Below are 21,181 nucleotides of genomic sequence, written 5' to 3' on the forward strand. Positions count from 1 at the left end.
TGTTCCGGGAAACCCGTGATGTCCCTGTGATCTGCCTCACCGCCCTTGGTGACCAGAACTCCTAGGTGTCCGGCGCCAGTGGGCTGTCCGCCAGCATGGCGAGCAGGTGCGACGGGTCCCGGTAGATGGCCCGGGCTCCTGCCTCCCGCAGGTCCGCCTTCGGTATTCCGCCCGACAGCAGGCCGATGCAGGTGACCCCGGCCCGCGTCCCGGCTTGCATGTCCCATACGGTGTCGCCCACGAACACCGCTGCCTCGGGTGGGACACCGGCCAGTTCCAGGGCGTGTTCGACGGGCTCGGGCGAGGGCTTGCCGGCCTCCACGTCGTCGGCGCTCGCCGTCGCCGCGATGGCGTCGTCCGCGGCGATGGCCTGGCGCAGCGCCGACAGCTCCCGGCCGCCGGCCGAGGTGGCGAGCACGACGTTCCAGCCGTCCTGGTCGAGTCTGCGCAGCAGCCGCCCGGCGTCCTTGAGGGGCGGCAGACGGTCGAAGAACGTGCCGTACAGCGCGGTGTGCGCGGAGACGAGCAGGTCTACCTCGTCGCGGTTCCGGCGGCCCAGCAGGTGTGCGATCAGATCCTCCGAGCCGAGGCCCACCGACCGGTGGATGGCGTGCATCGACACCCGGTGACCGGCCTGACGGAACGCCTCCCACCACGTCGTGACGTGCAGATGATTGGTGTCGACGAGGGTGCCGTCGACGTCGAACACGGCCGCCCGTCCCATGCCCAGTCCTCCCTCGTGTGGGGGGTCGGGTACCACGTCAGGGCCCCGCCACACGTGTGGGCGCCGTCCGCTCGCGCGTCCAGGCCAGCAACTCCTCGGCCGTCCAGGTCGTGATCACACGCTCGGGGGGCACCCCGCACTCCTCGGCCCGGGCGCAGCCGTGGATCTGCCAGTCCAGCTGGCCCGGAGCGTGCGCGTCGGTGTCGATCGAGAACAGCGTCCCGGCCTCGACCGCCTGCCGCAGCAGCCGCCGCGGCGGATCCAGCCGCTCGGGCCGGCTGTTGATCTCCACCGCCGTACCGGACTCGGCGCACGCGGCGAACACCGCCTCGGCGTCGAACTCGGACTCGGGCCGCCCCCGCCCGGTCACCAGCCGACCCGTGCAGTGACCGAGCACGTCGGCGTGCGGGTTGCGCACGGCCGCGATCATCCGCCGGGTCATCGACCGCGCGTCCATGCGGAGCTTGGAGTGGACCGAGACCACCACGACGTCGAGCCGTTCCAGGAGAGCCGGCTCCTGGTCCAGCGAGCCGTCGTCGAGGATGTCGCACTCGATGCCCGTGAGCAGGCGGAACGGCGCCCATCGCGTGTTGAGCGCGGCCACCGCCTCCAACTGCTCCCGCAGCCGCTCGGCGGACAGCCCGCGGGCCACGGTGAGCCGGGGGGAGTGGTCGGTGAGCACGGCCCACTCGTGACCGAGCCGTGCGGCGGTCCGGCCCATCAGCTCGATCGGGCTGCCGCCGTCGGACCAGTCGGAGTGGAGATGGCAGTCGCCGCGCAGCAGAGCCCGCAGGCGTTCGCCGCCGTGCGCGAGGGGCGCAGCGGCCTCGGGCTCCAGCTTCTCCAGGTAGCCGGGGGTCTGCCCGGCCAGCGCCTCCCGCACCACCTGGGCGGTCGTCGGGCCGATGCCCTTGAGGGCCTCCAGCGTCCCGGCGGCGGCGCGCTCCGCGACGTCGTGCCGGGGCAGCGCGGACAGCACCTCTGCGGCCGTGCGGAAGGCCCGTACGCGATAGGTCGGGGCCCCGGCCCGCTCCAGCAGGAACGCGATCCGGTCCAGGGCTTCGACGGGCTCCATCGGCACCTCCTCACCCCAGCGTTGCCCAGCGTCGTGCGGCGCGCACGACGAGGGGGTCCGGGGGCGGCTTCACCCGGGTGGGTCAAGGCCCCGGACGGCCTGCCTGGCGGGGCGGGGCCGCCCCGACGTGCGGTAACCCACCCCCTGAGCCGCTGAGGTGCCGCGATGCGTTCTACCCTTTTTGCATGACAGAAATAGCAAGCCCGCACATCTCCCATCCACGCATCACCGTGCTCGGGGTCCAGCCCGGCACACCTCCGTTCCGGATCGTGGAGGTCGACGGCGAGATGGTTGGCCGGGCGAGGTCGCTCGTCGACGTGCTGGACGTGGCCTCGGAGGCCGGAGTCCCGGTCCACGATCTGGACGACCCCGAGGTGATCCGCTGGGTGGGCGGCGACAAGCTGACCTGGTACGTGCACTAGGCACTTGTCCCGTGCCGGGCGCACGGAGCGGCGCGGTGCGTCGTGGAGCGGCCGTAGGCCGGCGGCGCCCTTGTCCGGCCGGCCCGTGTCGGGCGGTCGAGACGACTCCGTCCGCCCGCGGCGATCACGGGCGGACGGGATTTTCATCGTGGTCGTGCCAGGACGATCAGCCGACCGTCCACTTCTGGTTGGCGCCACCCGAACAGGACCAGATCTGCAGCCGGGTGCCGTTGGCGGAGTTGTTGTCCGTCACGTCCAGGCACTTGTTCGCCTGGGGGTTGACGATGTCGCGGGCCCCGGTGACCGTCCATTTCTGGTTGGGTCCGCCGGTGCAGTCCCACAACTGGACCTTGGAGCCGTCCGCGGTGCCGTTGCCGACGACGTCCAGGCACTTGCCGAGGGCGCGCACCGTGCCGTCCGAACCGACCGTCCACTTCTGGGCGGTGGTTCCGTTGCAGTCGTAGAGCTGGACCGCAGTGCCGTTCGCGGGGTTCGCGCCCGCCACGTCCACGCACTTGCCCGCGAGCCCGGTGATCGGCGAACCGGTGCCGCCGGAGGTGTTGCTCGTCGTCACGGTCACCGAGTCCACGACGAGTTGCTGCGGGAACGCGGTGGAACCGTCGGGGTCGCCCGGCCAGTAGCCGCCGACGGCGAGGTTGAGGATGAGGAAGAACGGCTTGTTGAACGCCCAGGCCTTCCCGCCCAGATCCGCAGGGGTGCGCCGCTGGTAGACGTTGCCGTCGACGGACCAGGTGATCGAGTCGGGCGCCCAGTCCACGGCGAAGGTGTGGAACGCGTCGGCGAAGGCCTGGCCGTTCGGCAGTGAGTACCCGGCGCCTATGCCGCCCGAGCCCGAGTATCCGGGACCGTGGATGGTGCCGTGGACGGTGGAGGGCTCGAAGCCGACGTTCTCCATCACGTCGATCTCACCGCTGTTGGGCCAGCCGACCTGCCCGATGTCGTTGCCCAGCATCCAGAACGCGGGCCACATGCCCTGCCCGCGCGGGATCTTCATCCGAGCCTCGACATGGCCGTACTGCGCCGTGAACTTGCCGGAGGTGTTGAGCCGGGCGGAGGTGTACTGGCAGGTGCCGTACCAGCACTGGTAGTTCGCGGGGTTTTCGCGGCGGGCCGTGATGACCAGATGGCCCTGCCCGTCCAGAGCGGCGTTCTTGTTGCCCGATGTGTAGTACTGCCGCTCGTGGTTGTTGACGTTGTCGCCGGTCTCGATCTGCCACTTGGAGGAGTCGACGGCCGATCCGGCGGAGCCGTCGAAGGTGTCGGAGAAGACGGTCGCATCCGCCGCCTCCGGTGCCGCATGGGCCGGGGCGGCGGTGAAGGCCGATGCGGCGAGTACCGCGGAGAGTGCGGCGAGCAGACATCTGCGGAGCAGACGCGGGGAGTTCATGACGCTCCCTTCCACGGCCACCCGGGGCACGGGTGGGCCGACTGAGGTGGGGGGTGCCGGCGCGGCCGCGGTCGCAGACCGCGCCGGATGGGTTCCGTGGGGCGCTGTTTCGCCTCTTGATTCAAGAGGTGAAGTAAGGGAACGTCAAGAACCTGGTACGGACCAACAGCCGGACTTGTCGAACGGCCCCGCGCCGGGGCCGGCTCAGGCCCGGCTGCGCTCGCGGGCGTGCACGGCCCGGCCGAGCCGCTTCCCGAGGAGCAGGTAACCGAGCAGTGCGCCCGCGGTGTTGAGGATGACGTCGTCGATGTCGAAGGCGCGGCCCGTGATGACCGCACCCTGGACGAGTTCCACCGTCAGCATGACGATCGCGGTGACCGCGCCGACCCGCAGGATGCCCCGGGTCTTCGGGGCGAGGACCGGCAGGATGATGCCGAACGGCACCCCCAGCAGGATGTTTCCCCCGATCTGCTTGACGGCGTCCCGCGTGGCCGGTTGGTCCAGGTAGGCGCGCAGGGAGCTGCCCGGACGCAGATTGCTGTGGATGAGCTCCTGGGACGCGGGTGACGGCTCGAGCGTCATCCGGGCCAGTGCCACGGCGAACGCCACCATCGCCGCGAAGGCGAGCGCCATGGCCAGCAACCGAAGGGGGAGCGGGAGCGGTCGGCGCTTGCGTGGGGTCGCAGAAGTCCGGCGGCGTGCGGACTTCGCGCTTCGGGCGCCTATCGCTGTACGTGCCATCCAGCCCTCCCGTTTTCGTCTTCCCTCTGGGTAATTGGGCCTACCCCCGAAAGGGCCTCTGATGCCGGATCAACGGGCGGTCGGCCCAAGTCGATCGCCGGCGGTGAGGGCGGGATGCGCCGCCGTCGGTTTCCCTTCCCGCGGGCTGGGCACTCCGGGCGGCAGCCGCTCGCGCGCCGCAGCTCCACGGGCTTCGCGCAGTGCTTGGATGACATACCAGGCATATCGGGACCGCGGTGGACGGAGGCAGTGCATGAACGCGCGTACGACGGGCCGGGTCGTACTCGAGGTCCTCGGCTGGTGGGCCGGCCTCACCCTGCTCTGGCAGGTGTTCATCAGCACCGCGGACACCCTGGAGTGGGTCGTCGGAGCGTCCGCCGCGCTCGTGGGCGCCCTCGCGGCGCGGGCCGCACGACGGGCGGTGGGCGCCCGGTGAACGGCTGGATCCTGACGGCCACCGTGGGGCTCGGCGCAGGCGTCGGAGCCACGGTGTGGGGTGTCGCGACCGGACCGCTGCGCCGCCGGGTCGTCGCCCAGAACATGTCCAGTGCGGTCGCCTGCCCCGGACTGCTGCTGCTCTCCCAGGGTTTCGGGCGTCCGGCATACCTCGACCTGGCCCTGCTCCTCGCACTGCTCGGCCCCGCCGGCACCCTCGTCTTCGCCCGGCTGCTCGCCGACGACCTGGCCGCGGACCCGCCCCACGCCCGCGCGGTCACCCTGGCCGTCGCGGGCTACGGGGCCGTGGTCGTCCTGGTCCTGTGCGCCGTGACCGGGCCGGGCCGGACGATGGCCAAACTCCTCGTCATCGGGGCGCTGTTGATCGGCGGCAACCTCGTGGCCTCCCGGGCCCTGTCCGGCGGATTCGCCGCGAGCCGCCGTGGATGAGCCGTTGATCGTCGTCGTACTGCTGCTGGTCGCCGCCTCGGCGACGGCTGCCGTCGCCGTCCGCGACCCCGTCCACCAGGCCCTCGTCCTCGCGGTGCTGGGCGTCGCCCTCGCCCTGTTGTTCACCGTGCTGCAGGCGCCCGACGTCGGTCTCTCGCAGCTCGCCGTGGGCTCCGTCCTGACCCCCCTCCTGCTGATGCTCTCGGTGCACAGGGTCAGACGGAGAGAGAAGGGCCGGAAGGGGAAGGCACGATGACGCGCGGCGTCCGGCTGATCGTTCTGGCCCTCGGCGGTGCGGGTCTCGCGGCCCTGCTCGTCGCCGCGTGTCTCGACCTGCCCGGCTTCGGCGGCACCTGGCACCCGTACGGCGACCGGGCCGTCGAGGCCTCGCTGTCCCGCAGGACCGCCAACGCCATCGCCTCCGTCAACTTCGACCAGCGCGCCTTCGACACCCTCGGAGAGATGAGCATCCTCTTCGCCTCCGTCGTCGGGACGGTCGTCCTGCTCCGCCAGACCCGCGACGAGAAGCGCGGGAAGCCGGAACCGGAGGAGGTCGCGCTCCCCGTCCGCCGCTACGCCCTGATCGTCCTGCCCGTCGCCGTCCTGAGCGGCCTGTACGTGATCGCCCACGGCCAGCTGAGCCCCGGCGGCGGCTTCCAGGGAGGAGTCGTCGCCGCGACCGCCCTGCATCTGCTCTACCTCGGCGCCGACTACCGAGCGCTCGAACGCGTCCGGCCGGTGGGCCTGTTCGAGGTCGGAGACGCGCTCGCGGCCTCCGCCTACGTGGTCACGGGACTTGCGGCCGTCCTCGCGGGCACGGCGTTCCTCGCCAACACCCTTCTTCCATACGGCACCTTCAACACCCTGGCGTCCGGGGGCACCGTGCCGCTGCTGAACGCCGCCATCGGCATGGAGGTCGCCTGCGCGGCCGTGGTCCTGCTCGCGCGCTTCCTCGACCAGGCGGTCGAGATCGAGAAGGAGAACGGGGAACGATGACCGTACTGCCGTACCTGGTGGCCGTCTGGATCTTTCTGATCGGCTGCTACGGCCTCGCGACCAGCCGCAACCTGATCCACGCGGTCGGCTGCCTCGCGGTCTGCCAGTCCGCTACCTATGTCCTGCTGCTCGCCGTCGGCTACCGCGACGGCGGCACCGCGCCCGTCTACTCCGACATCAAGCCCGGCTCCCGTCCCGTCGTCGACCCGGTCGTGCAGGCCCTCACCCTCACCGACGTCGTGGTCGGCGCCACGGTCACCGCGCTGCTGCTCGCCCTCGTCATGCAGGTGTCCAAACGCCATGGCACGGTCGACCCCGACGAGCTGCGGGAGTTGCGCGGCTGATGAACCATCTGCTGCCGCTCCTTGTCGCGGCTCCGGTCCTCGGCGCCGCCCTGCTGATCGCCTGCGGACGCCGGCTGCCGCGGGTGGCCGCCGAGAGCATCGGGTGCGCCGTCTCGGCGGGCACCGCGGGCCTGGCCGTATGGCTGTGCTTCGACTCCTCGCCGCCTCTGATCGAATGGGTCGGCGCCTGGACGCCGGTCAACGGCCGCAGCGTCGGCATCGTCCTCGTCGGGGACGGACCGGGGCTCGGACTTGCCGCGCTCGCGTCCCTGCTCACGGTGGCCGCGCTCGCCTACTCCTGGCACTACTTCGACGTGTCGCCACGACGGCACGCGGGCTCCTTCCCCGCTCTCATGCTGCTGTTCCAGGGCGGTATGTGCGGCTTCGCGATCACGGGCGACCTGTTCAACGCCTTCGTCTTCTTCGAGTTGATGAGTGCCGTCGCCTACGCCCTGACCGGCACCCGCGTCGAGGAGGCCAAGGCGGTCCAGGGCGCGCTGACCTTCGGCGTGGTCAACTCCCTCGGCGCGTACGCCATGCTCATGGGCATCGCGCTGCTGTACGCGCGCACCGGCGAACTCGCCATGACGCAGATCGGCCGCGGGCTCGACGCCCACGGCGGCCCCGACGCACTGACCCTCGCCGCCTTCGTCCTCGTACTGACCGGTCTGCTGGTCAAGGCCGCGGCCGTGCCCTTCCACTTCTGGCTGCCCGACGCGCACGCCGTCGCCCCCACCCCGGTGTGCATGCTGCTGTCCGGTGTCATGGTCGAACTCGGCGTCTACGGCGTCTGGCGCGTGTACGGGACCATCTTCTCGGGACCCGGCGGTATCCCGGTCCCCGACCTGGAACGGGCACTGGTCGTGCTCGGCGTCCTGACGGGGGTCGTCGGCGCCGTCATGTGCTGGTACCAACGGCATGTCAAACGCCTGCTCGCCTGCTCGACCGTCGCGCACACGGGCCTCTTCCTCATCGCCGTCGGCACCCTGCGACCCGAGTCCGACGACGGGGCGGCTCTGTACGTGCTCGGCCATGCGGGCGTGAAGGCCGCCCTGTTCGCCTGCACCGGCGTACTCCTCGACCGGTTCGGCTCGGTCGACGAGCTCGCGCTGCACGGCCGCGCCCGGCCGCTGCGCGGGGTGGCGGTGATGTACGTGATCGGCGGACTGGCGCTCGCCGGACTTCCACCGTTCGGCACGTCCCTGGGCAAGTCGGTCATCGAGGAGGCGGTGGGAGTGCCGCTGACCGTGCTGTACGTCCTGGTGTCCGCGGTGACGGCCGGCGCCGTGCTGAGGGTGGCCGCACGGGTTTTCTACGGGCTCGGGCCCAAGCCGCACGGCGGCACCTCCTACGAGACCACGGGGACCGGTGAGGAGCCCGAGACCCGGCACCGGCTGAGCCGGATCCCGGACACCATGACCGCCGTTCCCGCCCTGCTGCTGGCCGCGTCCCTCGCGGTGGGCGTGGTCCCGGGCTTCGCCGGGTCCGTGGCGCACGCAGTCAACGAGACGGGGTCCGGCGGTGCGCCCGCCGCACCCCACTGGGCCGTGCCCGGAGTCCTGCTGGGACTGCTCTCCACGGCCCTCGCGGTCGGGCTGGCCGCGCTCGCCGTCACCCGCCAGGAACCGCTGGGCGAGCGGGGGTGGACGCTGCCCCTGCGCCGAATGCAGTCCGGGCACATCGGGGACTACGTGGCGTGGGTGCTGGCGGGCGCGGCACTGCTCGGGGCGCTCGTCCTGCCGGGACTCCCGGCGGGCTGAGAGCGCCCCGAGCATCGCTCAGGTGCCGTAGGACACCTTCACCTCCTTGAAGCCCAGGGACTTCAGCAGTCCCTCCAGCATGCTGGTGGTGTTCGTCTCGGCGCGGTCGGTCAGCTCGCTGTCCTTGGCGGCCTCGCCGATGTGCTGGACGGCCAGCTTCTGCACGGCGCGTTCGCTGTTGGGGTTGTCCGAGAAGAGGTCGCCGAGGCGGTTCAGCAGACCGCGCTGCTTGGAGACGGCGTAGGAGCGGTCGGCGTCGAGGGCGGGCTTGCCCAGCGCGGCGTGGGGCAGCCGGAGCGTGGCGGACGTCCGGTCGTCGTTGACCGACACATCCTTCTCGCCGACCTTGCCGAGGTCGACGTAGGCGTCGACGGTTCCGGCACCCACGTAGAGCGTGCGGGTACCACGGATCGCCGACGGCAGGAACCTGGAGTCCTTCTCCAGATCCACGACCACCTGGAAGTTCCCGGACGCCGCCTCGTAGCGGCTCATGTCCTGTATGGACCTCAGCAGCGTGGGGCCCGACCGGTCGTGCGTCTCCGTGCCGAACAGGTCACGCAGCCCCGGCAGCACGCTCAGCCGCAGCCCGGCGAACAGCACCGCGAGTACCGCGACGATGGCGATGACCGCCTTGGTCCACCCGGACATCGGGCGTTTCACGGACGTCGGTTCGGGGGCCTGCTTCGTGGACGTCGTCATGTCGACAGTCCTCCTTTCTGTATTCCGGGTGCCCGCCATGTCCCTTGCAGGAACACGGTGTTGGGGCTCGCAGAGGTCGACGGTAAGGGTGCGATGATCAGACGAGGACACCGCCGCCGCGGTTCCCCCGAAGACCCGGACGACCTGCGGTGTCCGGTGCGTCGAAGGGTCCGGTGGGCGATCTCCGGAGGCGGCCTCGGGAGGTGGTCAGTAGCATGTGGCGGCAGACCCATTTCCGATCATGGTCACGCCGAAACGTGCCGCGATCGGGTTGTGACAGGACCGGATCACGAGGACCGATCGTGCGAGGAGCGGATCGTGCGTGACATCGCCGTCTTCAGCGGCAGTGCCCATCCCCGGCTGGCTGCGGATGTCTGCACGCACCTCGGGGTGCCGCTCAGTCCGGTGCGGGTCAGCCGGTTCGCCAACGACTGCCTGGAGGTGCAGCTCCAGGCCAACTGCCGTGAACGAGACGTCTTTCTCGTGCAGCCGCTGGTCACTCCGGTGCAGGAACACCTCGTCGAACTGTTGCTGATGTGTGACGCGGCGCGTGGCGCCTCCGCGGGCAGGATCACCGTGGTCATGCCGCACTATTCCTACGCCCGCTCGGACAAGAAGGACGCCCCGCGGATCTCGATCGGCGGACGGCTGGTGGCCGATCTGATGGTCGCCGCGGGAGCCGGCCGGGTCCTCGCCATGACGCTGCACTCACCGCAGGTGCACGGCTTCTTCTCGGTGCCGGTCGACCATCTGCACGCCCGGCGCGAGCTGGCCGCGCACTTCCGCAAGTACGACCTCTCCCGGGCGACCGTCGTGTCCCCGGACCTCGGCAACGCCAAGGAGGCGGCGGCCTTCGCCCGGATGATCGGGGCACAGGTGGCGGCCGGCGCGAAGCAGCGCTACGCGGACGACCGGGTGAGCATCAGCGCCGTCATCGGTGATGTCGCCGGGCGGGACGTGATCGTGCTGGACGACGAGATCGCCAAGGGCAGTACGGTGCTCGAACTCCTCGAGCGGCTGCGTGAGTCGGGGCCGCGATCGATCCGCCTCGCGTGCACCCACGGCCTGTTCGCGGCCGGTGCCCTCAAGCGGCTGAGCGAGCAGCCGGACGTCCTGGAGATCGTGTGCACGGACACCGTCCCCATCCCGGTCGAGGAGCGCACCGGGAAGCTGAAGATCCTGTCCATCGCGCCCGCCCTGGCCGAGGCGGTGCGCCGCATCCACAACGGCGAGTCCGTCAGTGCCCTGTTCGACGAGCCGCGGAGCGTCTAGTGCGGTGACCGCCCCTCAGTCCGGGCGCACTCGGCGCAGTGCCGAGGACGGCTCGGAAGCGGTGGACCGAGCGGCAGCATGAGAATCCCGAGGCATCCGAAGCCGTCGACGCGGCAACACGGCGAATCCGGGTCTTCACGAGCCCCGCAGCGTAGGGGAGTTGTCAAGATTCTGAAGTGGTGTGTGTGACCCGTGAACTGGGGTGATGGGCCGTATCGCCTTTGAGGCGGCTGTGAATTGGCGATGTGTTTGAACACGGCCGCACGCGTCTGCGTACAGGGAGGGGGATGTTTCATGCCCGGACCGCCATGACGTGTAGGAGTACTCCCGTGGGACGCAACTCGCGCAGACGCCCGACAGGCGCACGGCGCGCGACCTTTGCAGCGGTCGCGCTGATCTTGGGCGGAGGGGGACTGGTAGCGGCGAACGTCTACGCCTCGGCGAGCGAAAACTGGGGCGGGGGAGCGAACCAGAACGGCACCGACCAGGTGAAGTCGGGGACCGTCACGATCGACTGCCCGGACGTCGGCCAGAAGCTGACCGATGTGCCGAACGCCGCGAAGCAGAACGTCGACACGGAGCTGTCGACCCTCGACAAGCAGATCACCGAGGCCTACGAGCGGCTGGCCTCGACGCGTCAGGCGCAGGCCGACGACGCGAACTACGTGCAGAACGAGATTCTCGGCCCGCTCAAGGACAACCGCTCCGCGGTGATCGACCGCATCAAGGCCGACTACCAGAAGGCCGGCGGGACCGCACCGGGCGCCGTCGACGGCATGGCGGCCTGTACGGGAATGGCGGCAGACCAGGGCCAGCCCCCCGCCGACGGCCAGAACGGCGAGGGGGGAGGCGATCAGCAGAACGGCAGCGGCGGCCAGGACGCCGGCCAGCAGCAGGGTGACGGCGGTCAGGCCGTGAGCGGACCCGTCGCCTCCGACTTCGTGGACATCACGACCGTGCAGCCCGACGTGCGCAAGCCCGCACCGCAGGCCGGGGCGTCGACCGGTGAGTTCGTCACCAAGTGCGGTGTGAACGAGAACGGCAAGCACAACACCGACAACGTCATCGTGGCCCCCGGCGTGAAGAACGGCGCACACCACCTGCACGACTACGTCGGCAACCAGTCCAACGACGCCTTCGCCACCAACGACACCTTCGCGGCCGCCGAGACGAGCTGCGACGACCAGGGCGACAAGTCGTCGTACTACTGGCCGGTGCTGCGTGTGCAGGACGGGACCCAGGACTTCGACCAGGATGCCGACGGCGGCGGCAAGGAAGGCAACGTCGGCCGGATCCTGGTGGCCAAGCAGGCCGAGATCAAGTTCGTCGGCAGCCCGACCGGTGAGGTCGTCGGTATGCCGCGGTTCCTGCGGATCATCACCGGTGACGCCAAGGCGTTCACCAACGGTCCGGCGAACGCCAACGCGCACTGGAGCTGCACCGGCTTCGAGGACAAGGTGCAGCTGACCGACAAGTACCCGATCTGCCCGCAGGGCAGCCAGGTGGTGCGGTCGTTCGCGTTCCAGAGCTGCTGGGACGGCCAGAACATCGACAGCGCCAACCACCGTACGCATGTGGCCTTCGCGGACGCGGGCGGCAACTGCCAGAACGGCTTCAAGGCGATCCCTCAGCTGACGATGCGTCTGGTGTACGACGCACCGCAGCCGAGCATCGACAACGGCCAGGTCAAGAACGCCTATGCGGTGGACGGCTTCCCGGAGCAGCTGCACAAGCCGATCACCGACCACGACGACTTCATCAACGTCATGACCGACGATCTGATGAACCAGGTGGTCGGCTGCATCAACGACGGCCGGCAGTGCGGCGGCGGCGCCGACGACCAGCCGCCGGCCACGTCCGCACCGTCCGACCAGCCCTCCTCCGGCGGGGACAACGGAAGCGCCCCCGGCAACGGCGGCGGTACCGGTGACGACAACGGTGCCGGCGGCAACGGCGGCGGTACCGGTGACGACAACGGCGGCCACGGAAACGGCGGCGGGAGCAACAGCGGCGGCGGCAACCAGACCGAGCAGCCCCCGGTGGACACCCCCGGCACCGCACCTGACGCCACCCCGGGCGGCGAAGGCGCGGGCGGCGGCTCGCACGTCGACCACGGCGGCGCCACCCCCAAGGTCGACACGACCCCCAAGTCCGCGCCGAACGACGAGTCCGCAGCGCCCCAGGGCGCCTCGGGCGACGACAACACGGGGCAGGCTCCGGTCACGGGTGACGCCACCGCGGCGGCCGCGACACCGGCCGGCGGCGGGGACACATCCGTCCCTCCGGCGCAGACCGAGCCTCAGGCGGTCACGGGCGGACTGGCCGAGACCGGCGCGCAGCTGTGGCCTGCGGCGATCGGCGGAGTCCTGGTGATCATGGGCCTGCTGCTCCTGCGCCGCATCGGACGCCGTTCCGTCTGACGCCGTCCTGGTACGGCACGAACGAAGGCGACGGGCCTGCCGACAGGCCCGTCGCCTTCGTGTCTGTGCGTGTGCGGGTGTGTGCGCCTCTGCCGCGCCCGCGAACCCGCTCCCGCAGGCTCAGCCCGTTTCCACGGAACCCGCGGCCTCCGGCCGGCTGAGGGCCTCCGCCACCGACGCCGACGGCGGCAGCACCTGGGTCAGTCCGGTGATCCGCAGGATCCGCAGGGTCAGCGGCTCGGTGCAGACCAGGTGCAGCGTGCCGCCCTGTGCGAGCACACGGCGCCGCGCCCGGAAGAGCAGACGTAATCCGGAGCAGTCGAAGAACTCCACCGGGCGGAGATCGATGACGACCCGCGGCGCGGGACGGCCGGTCGCGGAGTCGAGGAAGGGTGTGATCTCGGACGCCGCGACGACGTCGATCTCACCGTGGAACTCGAGCACCAGATGACCGCCGTCCCGATGGATGCGCAGGTGCCGGGTGAGCGGTGCAGGGTCGTGATGCACGTCGACATCGCCTCCAACCGACTCCTCGCCCCCCTGCAAGTTACCCTCGCTAGAGTGAATTTCAGCATGTTCGATTGACATATGTCTTCGAAATGCGGGCGGGGCGTCCGATGAAGTGCGTGGCGGCACTACGACGCCGGACGGACGCCGCGGACACACCGACGTCGGCGACGTGCCCTCGGCGCCCCGGTCGTCAGTCCATCAGCAGCACCAACTTGCCCGTCGTCCGGCCGGTGTCGCCCAGCTCATGCGCCTTGGCGGCCTCGGCCAGCGGGAAGGTCCCGGCGATCGTGGCGCGCAGCTTCCCGGCCTCGACGAGTTCCGCGACCGTCCTCATGCCGTGGCGGTCGGCGTCGACCAGCATCTCGGTGGCGCGCACACCGAGTGCCTCCGCCTGCCCGGCCAGCTCCTTCGAGCCCCGCGGCAGGATCGTGACCAGGATTCCGCCCTTGCGCAGCGTCCGCAGCGAACGCTGGACGTAGTCGCCGCCGACCGTGTCCAGGACCACGTCGACGTCCCGCACCGCTTCGGCGAAGTCGGTGTCGTGATAGTCGATCAGCTCGTCCGCGCCCAGTCCGCGCACAAAATCGTGCTTGCCGGCGCTCGCCGTGCCGATCACATGGGCGCCGCGTGCCTTGGCGATCTGCACGGCCACGTGCCCCACTCCGCCCGCGGCCGCATGGATCAGCACCTTCTGCCCGCGCTGCAGACCCGCCGTCTCGACCAGGGCCTGCCAGGCGGTCAGGGAGACCAGGGGCAGGGCGCCCGCCTGGACGTGGTCGATCGACGACGGCTTGTGCGTGAAGGCCCGGGCCGGGGCGGACACGTACTCGGCGTGCGAGCCGTGCCCGAAGGGATAGGACAGCAGACCGAAGACCTCGTCGCCGGGCTTGAAGGTGGCGACACCGATTCCGGTCTCCTCGACCACGCCCGAGACGTCCCAGCCGAGGACGAACGGAGGCTTGCCGAGGAATCCGCCGGTGGCGCGGTGCTTCCAGTCGGTGGGGTTGAGTCCGGCGGCGCGCACCCGGATCAGCACCTCGTTCGTGCGCGGTGCGGGGCGTTCCACCTCTACCACCTTCAGGACCTCGGGACCGCCGAGGACGTCCTGGCTTACGGCTCGCATGGTGTTCACAGTGCTCATGGTGTCCCAGCGTGCCCGTGCCCGCCCTCCGGAGAAATGGCACAATTGCCAAGCTTCGATAAGATCGTGCCATGCAGCGAGCAGAGCGAGTCGTCGTCCTGGCACTTGACGGCGTGTACCCCTTCGAGCTGGGCATCCCCAGCCGGATCTTCGGTGCCGCCGACGACCGGTACGAGGTGCTGACCTGCTCGGTGGACGGGCGGCCCGTGCGTACGAACGCGGATTTCACGATCGCGGTCGAGCACGGACCCGAGGTGCTCGCCACGGCGGACACCGTGGTGGTCGCGGCCATAGCGCCACCCCACATCACCGCTGAGCTCCCTGTCGAGGTGCTCGCCGCCCTGGCGCACATCCGTCCCGAGACGCGGATCGTCTCCGTGTGCACCGGCGCCTTCGTCCTCGCCGCCGCGGGGTTCCTGGACGGCCGGAAGGCGACCACGCACTGGCAGCTCGCCGAGGACTTCCGGCGCATGTTCCCGCACATCGCCCTGGACCCGGACGTGCTCTTCGTCGACGACGGCAGGGTCCTCAGCTCCGCCGGAGCCGCATCCGGTGTCGATGTCTGCCTGCACGTCGTCCGCAAGGACCACGGCAGCGAACTGGCCAACAAGGTGGCCAGGCGCTGCGTGGTGCCGCCGTGGCGGGACGGCGGCCAGGCCCAGTACATCGAACGGCCCGTGCCGCAGTCCTCGGCCGCCGGGACGGCCGCCACCCGGGAGTGGGCGCTGGAACGCCTCGGAGAGCCGCTCGCACTGGCCGACCTCGCCGGTCATGCCGGGATGAGCCGGCGCACCTTCGCCCGCCGCTTCGGCGAGGAGGTGGGCATGAGCCCCGGCCGCTGGCTCATTCAGCAGCGCGTGACCAGGGCCCGCCATCTGCTGGAGTCCACCGATCTGCCGGTGGACCAGATCGCGGGCGAGGTCGGCTTCGCGACGGGAGCCTCCCTGCGCCAGCATCTGCATGCGGCCATCGGCGTGTCACCGCAGGCCTACCGGCGCACCTTCCAGGCGGCCCGCTGACGACCGCCGCTCACCTGCTGCGGTGCAGGGCGACCAGCAACTGCCAGGAGTGGTCGGCGATCCGGTCCGGGGTCGCCTCGATGAGCCCGTGCAGCCAGTCGGCCAGCACGCCCGTGAAGGCGGCGGCCACGGCGGACGCGACCAGGGGCGCGTCGACCGCTCCCGCCCGTTCACGCTCGGTGAGGCCGCGGGCGCGCAGATCCCGGTGCAGGACGCGGCCGAGCGGACCGCCGCCACCCGGAGCGAGGAGGGCTCGGTAGAGGGCCCTGTGCGGGGTGAGTCCGGCGAAGAAGGCGTGCAGCGCCGGCGGGGCGTGCACCGGATCGGGGCGGCCGCTCCAGGCGTGCAGCGCGTCCACCGCCTCCCGTACGACGTCGGCGCAGGCGTCGACCGCCAGCGCCTCCAGGTCCGCGTAGTGCAGATAGAACGTGGCACGGCCGACTCCCGCCCGCCGTACTACGGCGGCCACCCCGACCTTCTCCAGCGGACGCTCGGAGCATTCGAGCAGCAGTGCCTCCCGCAGCCGTGTGCGGGTGCGGGCCGCTCGAGGGTCCTGTGCGGGAACCACACTCATCCCGCGGCGAGCACGGCCGCCAGGGCCAGGGCGCCGGGCAGCGCCTGGGCGAACAGGATCCGGCGGTTGGCCGTGACGGCACCGAACACGCCGGCGATCACCACGCACACCAGGAAGAAGACCTGCACACGGAAGCCGGTCGGATCACCGGCGATCAGCCCCCACACCAGACCGGCCGCCAGAAAGCCGTTGTAGAGACCCTGGTTGGCGGCCATCGGCGCGGTGGTGCGGGCCAACTCCGGTTCGAAGCCGTGCAGTCCGCGTCCGGGCTTCCTCTCCCAGAGGAAAATCTCCATCACCAGGATGTACATGTGCAGGGCGGCCACCAGTCCGACCAGCACGTTCGCCAGAATCTCCATATGTCGACGTCCCCACCCGAGGTTCACTGACTTCCTGGACAGGTGTCCAGGAAGATGACCGGAGCACTATAGCGGCGCGGCGTTCAGGAGTTGACGCCCGGGCCGGATGTCACACGGGCAGGCTCCCGTACGTCGTTCCCGTGACGACCGCGATGAGGAGGCCGCACCGAGATGAACCCGCCCGCCCGCACCGCCCGGCAGCGCACGCACGACACCCTGCACCGGCTGGAGCACGACGTCGACGCCTGGATCGCCACCGCCGACACCGCCGGGGGCGGCCCCTACCTCGTCCCGCTCTCCTACCGCTGGGACGGCAGCACCCTGCTGGTCGCCACCCCCGCGGAGAGCCCCACCGGGCGCAACCTGCTCAAGACCGGCACCGTGCGCCTGGGGATCGGGCCCACCCGGGACGTCGTGATGATCGACGGCGCGGTGCAGGCGCTGGAACCCGCCGAACTGACCGAGGAGGTCGGTGACTCCTTCGCGGCGAAGACGGGGTTCGATCCCCGCCGACTCGACACGGTCTACCGGTACTTCAGGATCACGCCGCGGCGCGTCCAGGCGTGGCGCGAGGCGAACGAACTGGCCGGGCGCGATCTGATGCGGGACGGCGAGTGGCTCGTCCTCGACTGAACCGGGGCGACCGGGATACCCGGGGAACGTATGCGGGCGGAGGCTCGCCCGCCCCGGATTCCCAACGGAGGAAGCATGACAGTGGTGGTGGCGTCCGTCGTGGTCCTTGACTGTGCCGAACCCGAGAAACTCGCTGTCTTCTACAGGGAGTTGCTCGATGCGGAGGAGGTCGACGCGACCGCGAACCGAGTGGAGATACGGGCCGTCGACGGGGTGCGGTTGGCGTTCCGCCGGGATGTGAACGCCACCCCGCCGAGTTGGCCACGCCCGGAGAACTCCCTCCAGGCCCACCTGGACTTCCTCGTCGAGGACCTCGACGAGGCCGAGCGCAAGGTGGTCGCCCTGGGGGGCCGGCCGCTGGAGGCCAAGGACGCGGCGGGGCCGTACGAGGAGCGTGGCTGCTGCGACCCCGCCGGGCACTCCTTCACCCTGCGCCTCAGGCGCGACACGGCGCCGAAGCAGGGCTAAGGCCTGCCGTCCGGATCAGGCTGGCGTCGGTTGCCGACGCTCCGCCTGCCCGCCCTCCCACGCCCCGTTCGGGTCGGCTGAAGAGCGCAGTCTCTCTCGGCCGACCCGAACGGGGCGGACAGGCCCCAGGCGGCCCGTCGTTGCACAGCGGCGGGCCGCCCGGGGCCCGGAGGGGGTGTCAGTCCCGGCCGCCCTTCCCCACGGTCGGCCACACGCCGGTCGACCGCTCGATCGCCTTCGCGCCCGTCCGGTCCGCGGCACTGCGGGCCACGGCGAAGAGTGCGCCCTGGATCGCCGCGGCGAGCAGCACCTCGCCCCAGCCGCGGTCCCTGTCCAGGGCGTCCGGCGCATCGTCCTCGTGGCGTATCGCCTTCCAGGTCCTGCGGAAGGCCATTCCCGCTAGGGTTCCGCCGACCCAGCCGAGCGCGAACCCGACGGGCCGGTAGACGAGCGGAAGCTTCGCCTTGGTCTTCTTGTTCCTCGCCACGTATCTCTCCTCTGCCGACTGCGATTCTCGCCGCGCCCCCTACAGGTGCCCCCGATACGGTCGAAGTCGACGGTGTCACCGAAATCGGACGCCGGGTAGGGGGCGTGCGGTGAGCCCGTCGCGGCCGCCGGGGCCGGGGCGCGAACCGGCGGATCATCCTCACCACGGCCGGAACATGCGGCTCGTGTCGTTGATGGAGCCCCCTGGCCGCGAACGTGCCGACTCCGCGCCGATCGGTTCCCCCGCCGGTGTGTTGAGCATCGTGTGAGACGCGCGAAGAGGGGCAATCGGGCGAAGTGAGTGGTACTTCCTCGGACGCGAAACGGCTGGACACGACTTCCCCCGGGCGCAAGCCCCGGCGCGGCGACGAGCCCCGGCCCGGGCCTCCCGCGCGCCACGGCTCCTCGGACCGAAAGACACGGGTCACGGTGCTCGTGGCCCTCGGCGCGAATCTGCTGATCGCCGTCGCCAAGGCCGTCGGCGGCCTGTTCGCCGGGTCGCCCGCCCTGTTGTCGGAGGCGGCGCACTCCGTGGCGGACAGCGTGAACGAGGTCTTCCTGCTGGCCGCCCTGCGCCGCAGCCGCCGCCCGGCCGACCGGCGACACCCCTTCGGCTACGGCAAGGAGCGGTTCTTCTGGTCACTGCTGGCGGCCGTCGGCATCTTCGTGATGGGTGGCTGCTTCTCCTTCTTCCAGGGCTTCGAGGCACTGCAGGGCGGCGCGAAGGAGTCGCACGAGGGTTATGTCGCGGGCCTCGTCGTCCTGGCGGTCGCGCTGGTGTCGGAGGGCGTCTCCCTGGTGCGGGCCCTCCATCAGGTGCACCGGCAGGGCGGTACGGCCGCGCAGGGGCTGCGCGACCCGGCGCTTCGCACGGTGGTCGCCGAGGACAGTACGGCGGTGCTGGGCGTGGTGCTGGCGATGGTCGGCATGGCGCTGCACATGGTCACCGGGAACGTGGTGTGGGAGGCATCTGCCTCGCTCGCGATCGGCGCCCTTCTGGTGTACGTCGCCTACCGCCTCGGCCGGGACGCACGCGACCAGTTGATCGGACAGGCCGCCGATCCGGAGCTGAGCGACCACATCCGGCAGCTGCTGGAGGTGCAGCCGGAGATCGACAGCGTGGAGGAACTGCTCACCATGCAGCTGGGCCTCGACTCCGTCCTGGTCGCCGCCCGCGTCGATGTGATGCCCGGCCTCGACAGCGAGGAGGTCGAGGAGATCTCGCTGCGCATCCGGCACTCCCTCATGCACGCCGTGCCGGAGGCGGACCAGATCTTCCTCGACATCACCGACGCATCCATCCATGCGGCGGGCCGCCGTGCGAACGGCGACACGACGGGCCCCGCCGCGACGGGGGAGCGCGGCGGGGCCTGACGGACGGTTGCCCCGGCGGGGGCGGATCATGCCCCGGTCGTCCGTGATCCCGGCTCGTTCCTCACTCGGCCCGCCCGCCGGTGCGGTGGCCGCGCGGAATCGCGCGAGGGGTCAGCCGGACGACGGGGGCGCGGCCCGCAGGCCGTCGATGATGAGGCCGAGCACGCGTGTGGCTCTCGCCTCGCCGTCCCGTGCCGGATCGATGCGCCACAGAACACTGAGCTGCAGTAGGACGTCCTCCGGGTCGAGGTCGGGCTTGAGCGAGCCCTCGGCCGCGCCCGCGTCGACTAGTACGCCGATGGCGGCGACGAAGGGCCCGTAGTACTCGTCGTCCACTCCGGCGTTGGTGGCGGCGTGGATGACCTCGGCGACGCCGTACTTGAGCCGTCCGTACCGGGCCACTTCGTCGAACCAGAGCCGGAGGGCGGTGAGGGGCGGGTTCTTCGCGAGGAGTGCTGGGGCGAGGTCGATGAGCTGCTGGATGTCGTGCCGGTACAGCTCGAGGATCAGCGCTTCCCGGGTGGGGAAGTGGCGGTAGAGCGTGCCGATCCCGACGCCGGCCTTCTTCGCGATCCCCGTGAGCGAGGCGGAGGTCGAGGAGGCGAACGCCTCCCGGGCGACGGTCAGGATCCGGTCCCGGTTGTCCAGGGCGTCCTTGCGGGTCGGTTTCGAAGGCAGCGAGTTCACGGGTGTCAGTCGTCCGTCCGGTGCGATTGCTAAGCGGAGGGTCCTCCGGTACGTTGATGGGCATAGCGGAGGGGCCTCCGCTTCATTTTGGCACATCCCACCCACACCGTGGAGGAACAGTCATGCCCGAATTGGTCCTGGTCACCGGGGGAAGCGGCTACATCGCCGGTTGGTGCGTCGCCGAACTCCTCCGGCGCGGTTACGAGGTACGGACCACGGTGCGCGGCCGGGACCGGGAGCAGGCCGTCACCGACGCGGTCTCGACCGTCGTCGACCCGGCAGGCCGGCTGAGCTTCGCCGTCGCCGACCTCACACACGACGACGGCTGGGACGCCGCGCTCAAGGGCGTCGACCGAGTGCTCCACGTCGCCTCGCCGCTCGGCACGGCCTCCAACGACCCGGGCACCCTGGTGGCCACCGCCCGCGGCGGCACACTGCGGGTCCTGCGCGCCGCGACCGCGGCCGGGGTGAAGCGTGTGGTGATGACGTCGGCGGCGAACGCCGCGAGCCCTTCGTCCTATGCCACGCAGGGCGTGACCGACGAGACGCTGTGGACCGACCCCGACGACCCGACCCTGATCCCCTACCGCCGCTCGAAGACCGTCGCCGAGCGAGCCGCCTGGGACTTCATGCGGGAGCACGACGGTCCCACCGAACTGACCACGGTGCTTCCGGGCGCGGTCTTCGGACCCGTTCTCACGACGGGCAACATCGGATCCGTCGGCATCGTCGGCAGGATGCTGACCGGGGAGATGCGCGGCATTCCGAGGATCGGCCTGGAGATCGTGGACGTCCGGGACCTCGTCGACGTCCATGTCCGGGCGATGACCGCACCGCAGGCCGCGGGGGAGCGCTTCCTCGCCACGGGTGAGTTCCTGTGGATGTCGCAGATGGCGCACGCCCTGCGCGACGGCCTCGGCGCCGAGGGCCGTCAGGTGTCCACGCGGCAGGTGCCGGACGTGGTCGTACGGCTCCTGGCCAGGTTCCGGGACCCGTCACTGCGGGAGATCACGCCCTCCCTCGGCCGGCGCAACCGCCACACCACCGAGAAGGCACACCGGGTCCTCGGCTGGCAGCCCCGTCCCGCGCGGCAGACGGTGCTGGACTGCGCCGAGAGCCTGATCGAACACGGCGCCGTCCGGATTCCGCCCCGGGCGGGCAGTGGCCGGTAGGCGGGGGCCAGG

The 21,181-nt window shown here is 70.9% G+C and carries 25 protein-coding genes; 14 read left to right on the plus strand and 11 right to left on the minus strand.

Annotated features, from left to right (window positions below; genetic code table 11):
- Nucleotides 1-61: 61 nt before the first annotated feature.
- Both RCR19_RS35930 and RCR19_RS35935 read right to left on the minus strand, forming a co-directional pair.
- Entirely contained in the window at nt 62-724 is a 663-nt protein-coding gene (locus RCR19_RS35930; RefSeq protein WP_059129707.1) for an HAD family hydrolase, read from the minus strand.
- 37 nt (nt 725-761) lie between these two features.
- Nucleotides 762-1,799 carry a PHP domain-containing protein gene (locus tag RCR19_RS35935; RefSeq protein ID WP_331268926.1) on the minus strand — a complete coding sequence of 346 codons (1,038 nt, stop codon included), beginning with the start codon at nt 1,797-1,799 and terminating at the stop codon, nt 762-764.
- A gap of 185 nt (nt 1,800-1,984) precedes the next feature.
- On the opposite strand from RCR19_RS35935, the gene RCR19_RS35940 reads away from it, so the two are divergent.
- On the plus strand, nt 1,985-2,221 hold the full coding sequence (locus RCR19_RS35940; protein WP_059129709.1) for a hypothetical protein: 237 nt from the start codon (nt 1,985-1,987) through the stop codon (nt 2,219-2,221).
- A 166-nt stretch (nt 2,222-2,387) separates the two neighbouring features.
- On the opposite strand, the gene RCR19_RS35945 is transcribed toward RCR19_RS35940, so the two are convergent.
- The gene (locus RCR19_RS35945; RefSeq protein WP_331268927.1) at nt 2,388-3,629 is read right to left on the minus strand and encodes a family 16 glycosylhydrolase; all 1,242 of its coding nucleotides are present in this window, start codon (nt 3,627-3,629) and stop codon (nt 2,388-2,390) included.
- A gap of 204 nt (nt 3,630-3,833) precedes the next feature.
- A complete protein-coding gene (locus RCR19_RS35950; RefSeq protein ID WP_331268928.1) occupies nt 3,834-4,370 on the minus strand; it encodes a VanZ family protein in 537 nt (178 codons plus the stop codon).
- Between the two features lie 253 nt (nt 4,371-4,623).
- Between RCR19_RS35950 and RCR19_RS35955 the strand changes: the two genes are divergently transcribed.
- From RCR19_RS35955 to RCR19_RS35980, 6 genes are read left to right on the plus strand one after another with little or no spacing between them, the layout of a single operon-like run.
- Entirely contained in the window at nt 4,624-4,806 is a 183-nt protein-coding gene (locus tag RCR19_RS35955; RefSeq protein ID WP_331268929.1) for a hypothetical protein, read from the plus strand.
- Complete coding sequence (locus tag RCR19_RS35960) at nt 4,803-5,255, plus strand: monovalent cation/H+ antiporter complex subunit F (protein WP_331268930.1); 453 nt, start codon at nt 4,803-4,805, stop codon at nt 5,253-5,255. The genes RCR19_RS35955 and RCR19_RS35960 overlap by 4 nt, the downstream gene beginning before the upstream one ends.
- On the plus strand, nt 5,248-5,511 hold the full coding sequence (locus tag RCR19_RS35965; RefSeq protein ID WP_331268931.1) for a DUF4040 domain-containing protein: 264 nt from the start codon (nt 5,248-5,250) through the stop codon (nt 5,509-5,511). The genes RCR19_RS35960 and RCR19_RS35965 overlap by 8 nt, the downstream gene beginning before the upstream one ends.
- Entirely contained in the window at nt 5,508-6,251 is a 744-nt protein-coding gene (locus RCR19_RS35970) for an MnhB domain-containing protein (RefSeq protein WP_331268932.1), read from the plus strand. Before RCR19_RS35965 ends, RCR19_RS35970 begins: the two co-directional genes overlap by 4 nt.
- Nucleotides 6,248-6,595 carry a sodium:proton antiporter gene (locus RCR19_RS35975; RefSeq protein WP_059129716.1) on the plus strand — a complete coding sequence of 116 codons (348 nt, stop codon included), beginning with the start codon at nt 6,248-6,250 and terminating at the stop codon, nt 6,593-6,595. The genes RCR19_RS35970 and RCR19_RS35975 overlap by 4 nt, the downstream gene beginning before the upstream one ends.
- Nucleotides 6,595-8,355 (plus strand): complex I subunit 5 family protein, encoded by a 1,761-nt coding sequence (locus RCR19_RS35980; RefSeq protein WP_331268933.1) that lies wholly within the window; start codon nt 6,595-6,597, stop codon nt 8,353-8,355. Before RCR19_RS35975 ends, RCR19_RS35980 begins: the two co-directional genes overlap by 1 nt.
- A gap of 18 nt (nt 8,356-8,373) precedes the next feature.
- On the opposite strand, the gene RCR19_RS35985 is transcribed toward RCR19_RS35980, so the two are convergent.
- Nucleotides 8,374-9,054: a DUF4230 domain-containing protein gene (locus RCR19_RS35985; protein WP_059129718.1), complete on the minus strand. Its 681-nt coding sequence runs from the start codon at nt 9,052-9,054 to the stop codon at nt 8,374-8,376.
- 318 nt (nt 9,055-9,372) lie between these two features.
- Between RCR19_RS35985 and RCR19_RS35990 the strand changes: the two genes are divergently transcribed.
- Nucleotides 9,373-10,326, plus strand: a complete 954-nt coding sequence (locus RCR19_RS35990) for a ribose-phosphate pyrophosphokinase (protein ID WP_331268934.1) — start codon at nt 9,373-9,375, stop codon at nt 10,324-10,326.
- A gap of 287 nt (nt 10,327-10,613) precedes the next feature.
- A complete protein-coding gene (locus tag RCR19_RS35995; RefSeq protein WP_331268935.1) occupies nt 10,614-12,746 on the plus strand; it encodes a DUF1996 domain-containing protein in 2,133 nt (710 codons plus the stop codon).
- Nucleotides 12,747-12,866: 120 nt separating this feature from the next.
- Here the strand turns inward: RCR19_RS35995 and RCR19_RS36000 are convergent, their stop codons facing one another.
- Nucleotides 12,867-13,253 carry an anti-sigma factor antagonist gene (locus tag RCR19_RS36000; RefSeq protein WP_331268936.1) on the minus strand — a complete coding sequence of 129 codons (387 nt, stop codon included), beginning with the start codon at nt 13,251-13,253 and terminating at the stop codon, nt 12,867-12,869.
- Between the two features lie 193 nt (nt 13,254-13,446).
- Complete coding sequence (locus RCR19_RS36005; protein ID WP_331268937.1) at nt 13,447-14,397, minus strand: NADP-dependent oxidoreductase; 951 nt, start codon at nt 14,395-14,397, stop codon at nt 13,447-13,449.
- Between the two features lie 71 nt (nt 14,398-14,468).
- Here RCR19_RS36005 and RCR19_RS36010 point away from each other — a divergent pair, with 71 nt between their 5' ends.
- Nucleotides 14,469-15,416 carry a helix-turn-helix domain-containing protein gene (locus tag RCR19_RS36010; RefSeq protein WP_331268938.1) on the plus strand — a complete coding sequence of 316 codons (948 nt, stop codon included), beginning with the start codon at nt 14,469-14,471 and terminating at the stop codon, nt 15,414-15,416.
- 10 nt (nt 15,417-15,426) lie between these two features.
- On the opposite strand, the gene RCR19_RS36015 is transcribed toward RCR19_RS36010, so the two are convergent.
- Nucleotides 15,427-15,990 (minus strand): TetR/AcrR family transcriptional regulator, encoded by a 564-nt coding sequence (locus tag RCR19_RS36015; protein ID WP_331268939.1) that lies wholly within the window; start codon nt 15,988-15,990, stop codon nt 15,427-15,429.
- On the minus strand, nt 15,987-16,349 hold the full coding sequence (locus tag RCR19_RS36020) for a DUF1304 domain-containing protein (RefSeq protein WP_331268940.1): 363 nt from the start codon (nt 16,347-16,349) through the stop codon (nt 15,987-15,989). Before RCR19_RS36020 ends, RCR19_RS36015 begins: the two co-directional genes overlap by 4 nt.
- Nucleotides 16,350-16,520: 171 nt before the next feature.
- Here RCR19_RS36020 and RCR19_RS36025 point away from each other — a divergent pair, with 171 nt between their 5' ends.
- Nucleotides 16,521-16,982, plus strand: coding sequence for a pyridoxamine 5'-phosphate oxidase family protein (locus tag RCR19_RS36025; RefSeq protein WP_331268941.1), 462 nt, complete (start codon nt 16,521-16,523; stop codon nt 16,980-16,982).
- Between the two features lie 75 nt (nt 16,983-17,057).
- A complete protein-coding gene (locus RCR19_RS36030; protein WP_331268942.1) occupies nt 17,058-17,450 on the plus strand; it encodes a VOC family protein in 393 nt (130 codons plus the stop codon).
- A 178-nt stretch (nt 17,451-17,628) separates the two neighbouring features.
- Here the strand turns inward: RCR19_RS36030 and RCR19_RS36035 are convergent, their stop codons facing one another.
- Nucleotides 17,629-17,937 (minus strand): DUF4235 domain-containing protein, encoded by a 309-nt coding sequence (locus RCR19_RS36035; RefSeq protein ID WP_331268943.1) that lies wholly within the window; start codon nt 17,935-17,937, stop codon nt 17,629-17,631.
- 428 nt (nt 17,938-18,365) lie between these two features.
- Here RCR19_RS36035 and RCR19_RS36040 point away from each other — a divergent pair, with 428 nt between their 5' ends.
- The gene (locus RCR19_RS36040; RefSeq protein ID WP_331269648.1) at nt 18,366-19,310 is read left to right on the plus strand and encodes a cation diffusion facilitator family transporter; all 945 of its coding nucleotides are present in this window, start codon (nt 18,366-18,368) and stop codon (nt 19,308-19,310) included.
- A gap of 111 nt (nt 19,311-19,421) precedes the next feature.
- Here RCR19_RS36040 and RCR19_RS36045 read toward each other — a convergent pair whose 3' ends face one another.
- Nucleotides 19,422-19,997: a TetR/AcrR family transcriptional regulator gene (locus RCR19_RS36045; RefSeq protein ID WP_331268944.1), complete on the minus strand. Its 576-nt coding sequence runs from the start codon at nt 19,995-19,997 to the stop codon at nt 19,422-19,424.
- Nucleotides 19,998-20,119: 122 nt separating this feature from the next.
- Here RCR19_RS36045 and RCR19_RS36050 point away from each other — a divergent pair, with 122 nt between their 5' ends.
- Nucleotides 20,120-21,169, plus strand: a complete 1,050-nt coding sequence (locus RCR19_RS36050) for an NAD-dependent epimerase/dehydratase family protein (RefSeq protein WP_331268945.1) — start codon at nt 20,120-20,122, stop codon at nt 21,167-21,169.
- The last annotated feature ends 12 nt before the right edge of the window (nt 21,170-21,181 follow it).

Source organism: Streptomyces sp. WAC07094, from assembly GCF_036320405.1.
In the GTDB taxonomy this organism is placed as follows: Bacteria; Actinomycetota; Actinomycetes; order Streptomycetales; family Streptomycetaceae; genus Streptomyces; species Streptomyces lannensis.

Excerpts from the sequence above, each read along its gene's own strand:
- RCR19_RS35980 (WP_331268933.1), top strand. The coding sequence starts at position 6,595 with ATGAACCATCTGCTGCCGCTCCTTGTCGCGGCTCCGGTCCTCGGCGCC.
- RCR19_RS35970 (WP_331268932.1), top strand. The coding sequence starts at position 5,508 with ATGACGCGCGGCGTCCGGCTGATCGTTCTGGCCCTCGGCGGTGCGGGT.
- RCR19_RS36010 (WP_331268938.1), top strand. The coding sequence starts at position 14,469 with ATGCAGCGAGCAGAGCGAGTCGTCGTCCTGGCACTTGACGGCGTGTAC.
- RCR19_RS35995 (WP_331268935.1), top strand. The coding sequence starts at position 10,614 with ATGTTTCATGCCCGGACCGCCATGACGTGTAGGAGTACTCCCGTGGGA.
- RCR19_RS35935 (WP_331268926.1), bottom strand. The coding sequence starts at position 1,799 with ATGGAGCCCGTCGAAGCCCTGGACCGGATCGCGTTCCTGCTGGAGCGG.
- RCR19_RS35945 (WP_331268927.1), bottom strand. The coding sequence starts at position 3,629 with ATGAACTCCCCGCGTCTGCTCCGCAGATGTCTGCTCGCCGCACTCTCC.
- RCR19_RS35950 (WP_331268928.1), bottom strand. The coding sequence starts at position 4,370 with ATGGCACGTACAGCGATAGGCGCCCGAAGCGCGAAGTCCGCACGCCGC.
- RCR19_RS36030 (WP_331268942.1), top strand. The coding sequence starts at position 17,058 with ATGACAGTGGTGGTGGCGTCCGTCGTGGTCCTTGACTGTGCCGAACCC.
- RCR19_RS35955 (WP_331268929.1), top strand. The coding sequence starts at position 4,624 with ATGAACGCGCGTACGACGGGCCGGGTCGTACTCGAGGTCCTCGGCTGG.
- RCR19_RS36050 (WP_331268945.1), top strand. The coding sequence starts at position 20,120 with ATGCCCGAATTGGTCCTGGTCACCGGGGGAAGCGGCTACATCGCCGGT.
- RCR19_RS35940 (WP_059129709.1), top strand. The coding sequence starts at position 1,985 with ATGACAGAAATAGCAAGCCCGCACATCTCCCATCCACGCATCACCGTG.
- RCR19_RS35930 (WP_059129707.1), bottom strand. The coding sequence starts at position 724 with ATGGGACGGGCGGCCGTGTTCGACGTCGACGGCACCCTCGTCGACACC.
- RCR19_RS35975 (WP_059129716.1), top strand. The coding sequence starts at position 6,248 with ATGACCGTACTGCCGTACCTGGTGGCCGTCTGGATCTTTCTGATCGGC.
- RCR19_RS36005 (WP_331268937.1), bottom strand. The coding sequence starts at position 14,397 with ATGAGCACTGTGAACACCATGCGAGCCGTAAGCCAGGACGTCCTCGGC.
- RCR19_RS36015 (WP_331268939.1), bottom strand. The coding sequence starts at position 15,990 with ATGAGTGTGGTTCCCGCACAGGACCCTCGAGCGGCCCGCACCCGCACA.
- RCR19_RS35985 (WP_059129718.1), bottom strand. The coding sequence starts at position 9,054 with ATGACGACGTCCACGAAGCAGGCCCCCGAACCGACGTCCGTGAAACGC.
- RCR19_RS36025 (WP_331268941.1), top strand. The coding sequence starts at position 16,521 with ATGAACCCGCCCGCCCGCACCGCCCGGCAGCGCACGCACGACACCCTG.
- RCR19_RS36020 (WP_331268940.1), bottom strand. The coding sequence starts at position 16,349 with ATGGAGATTCTGGCGAACGTGCTGGTCGGACTGGTGGCCGCCCTGCAC.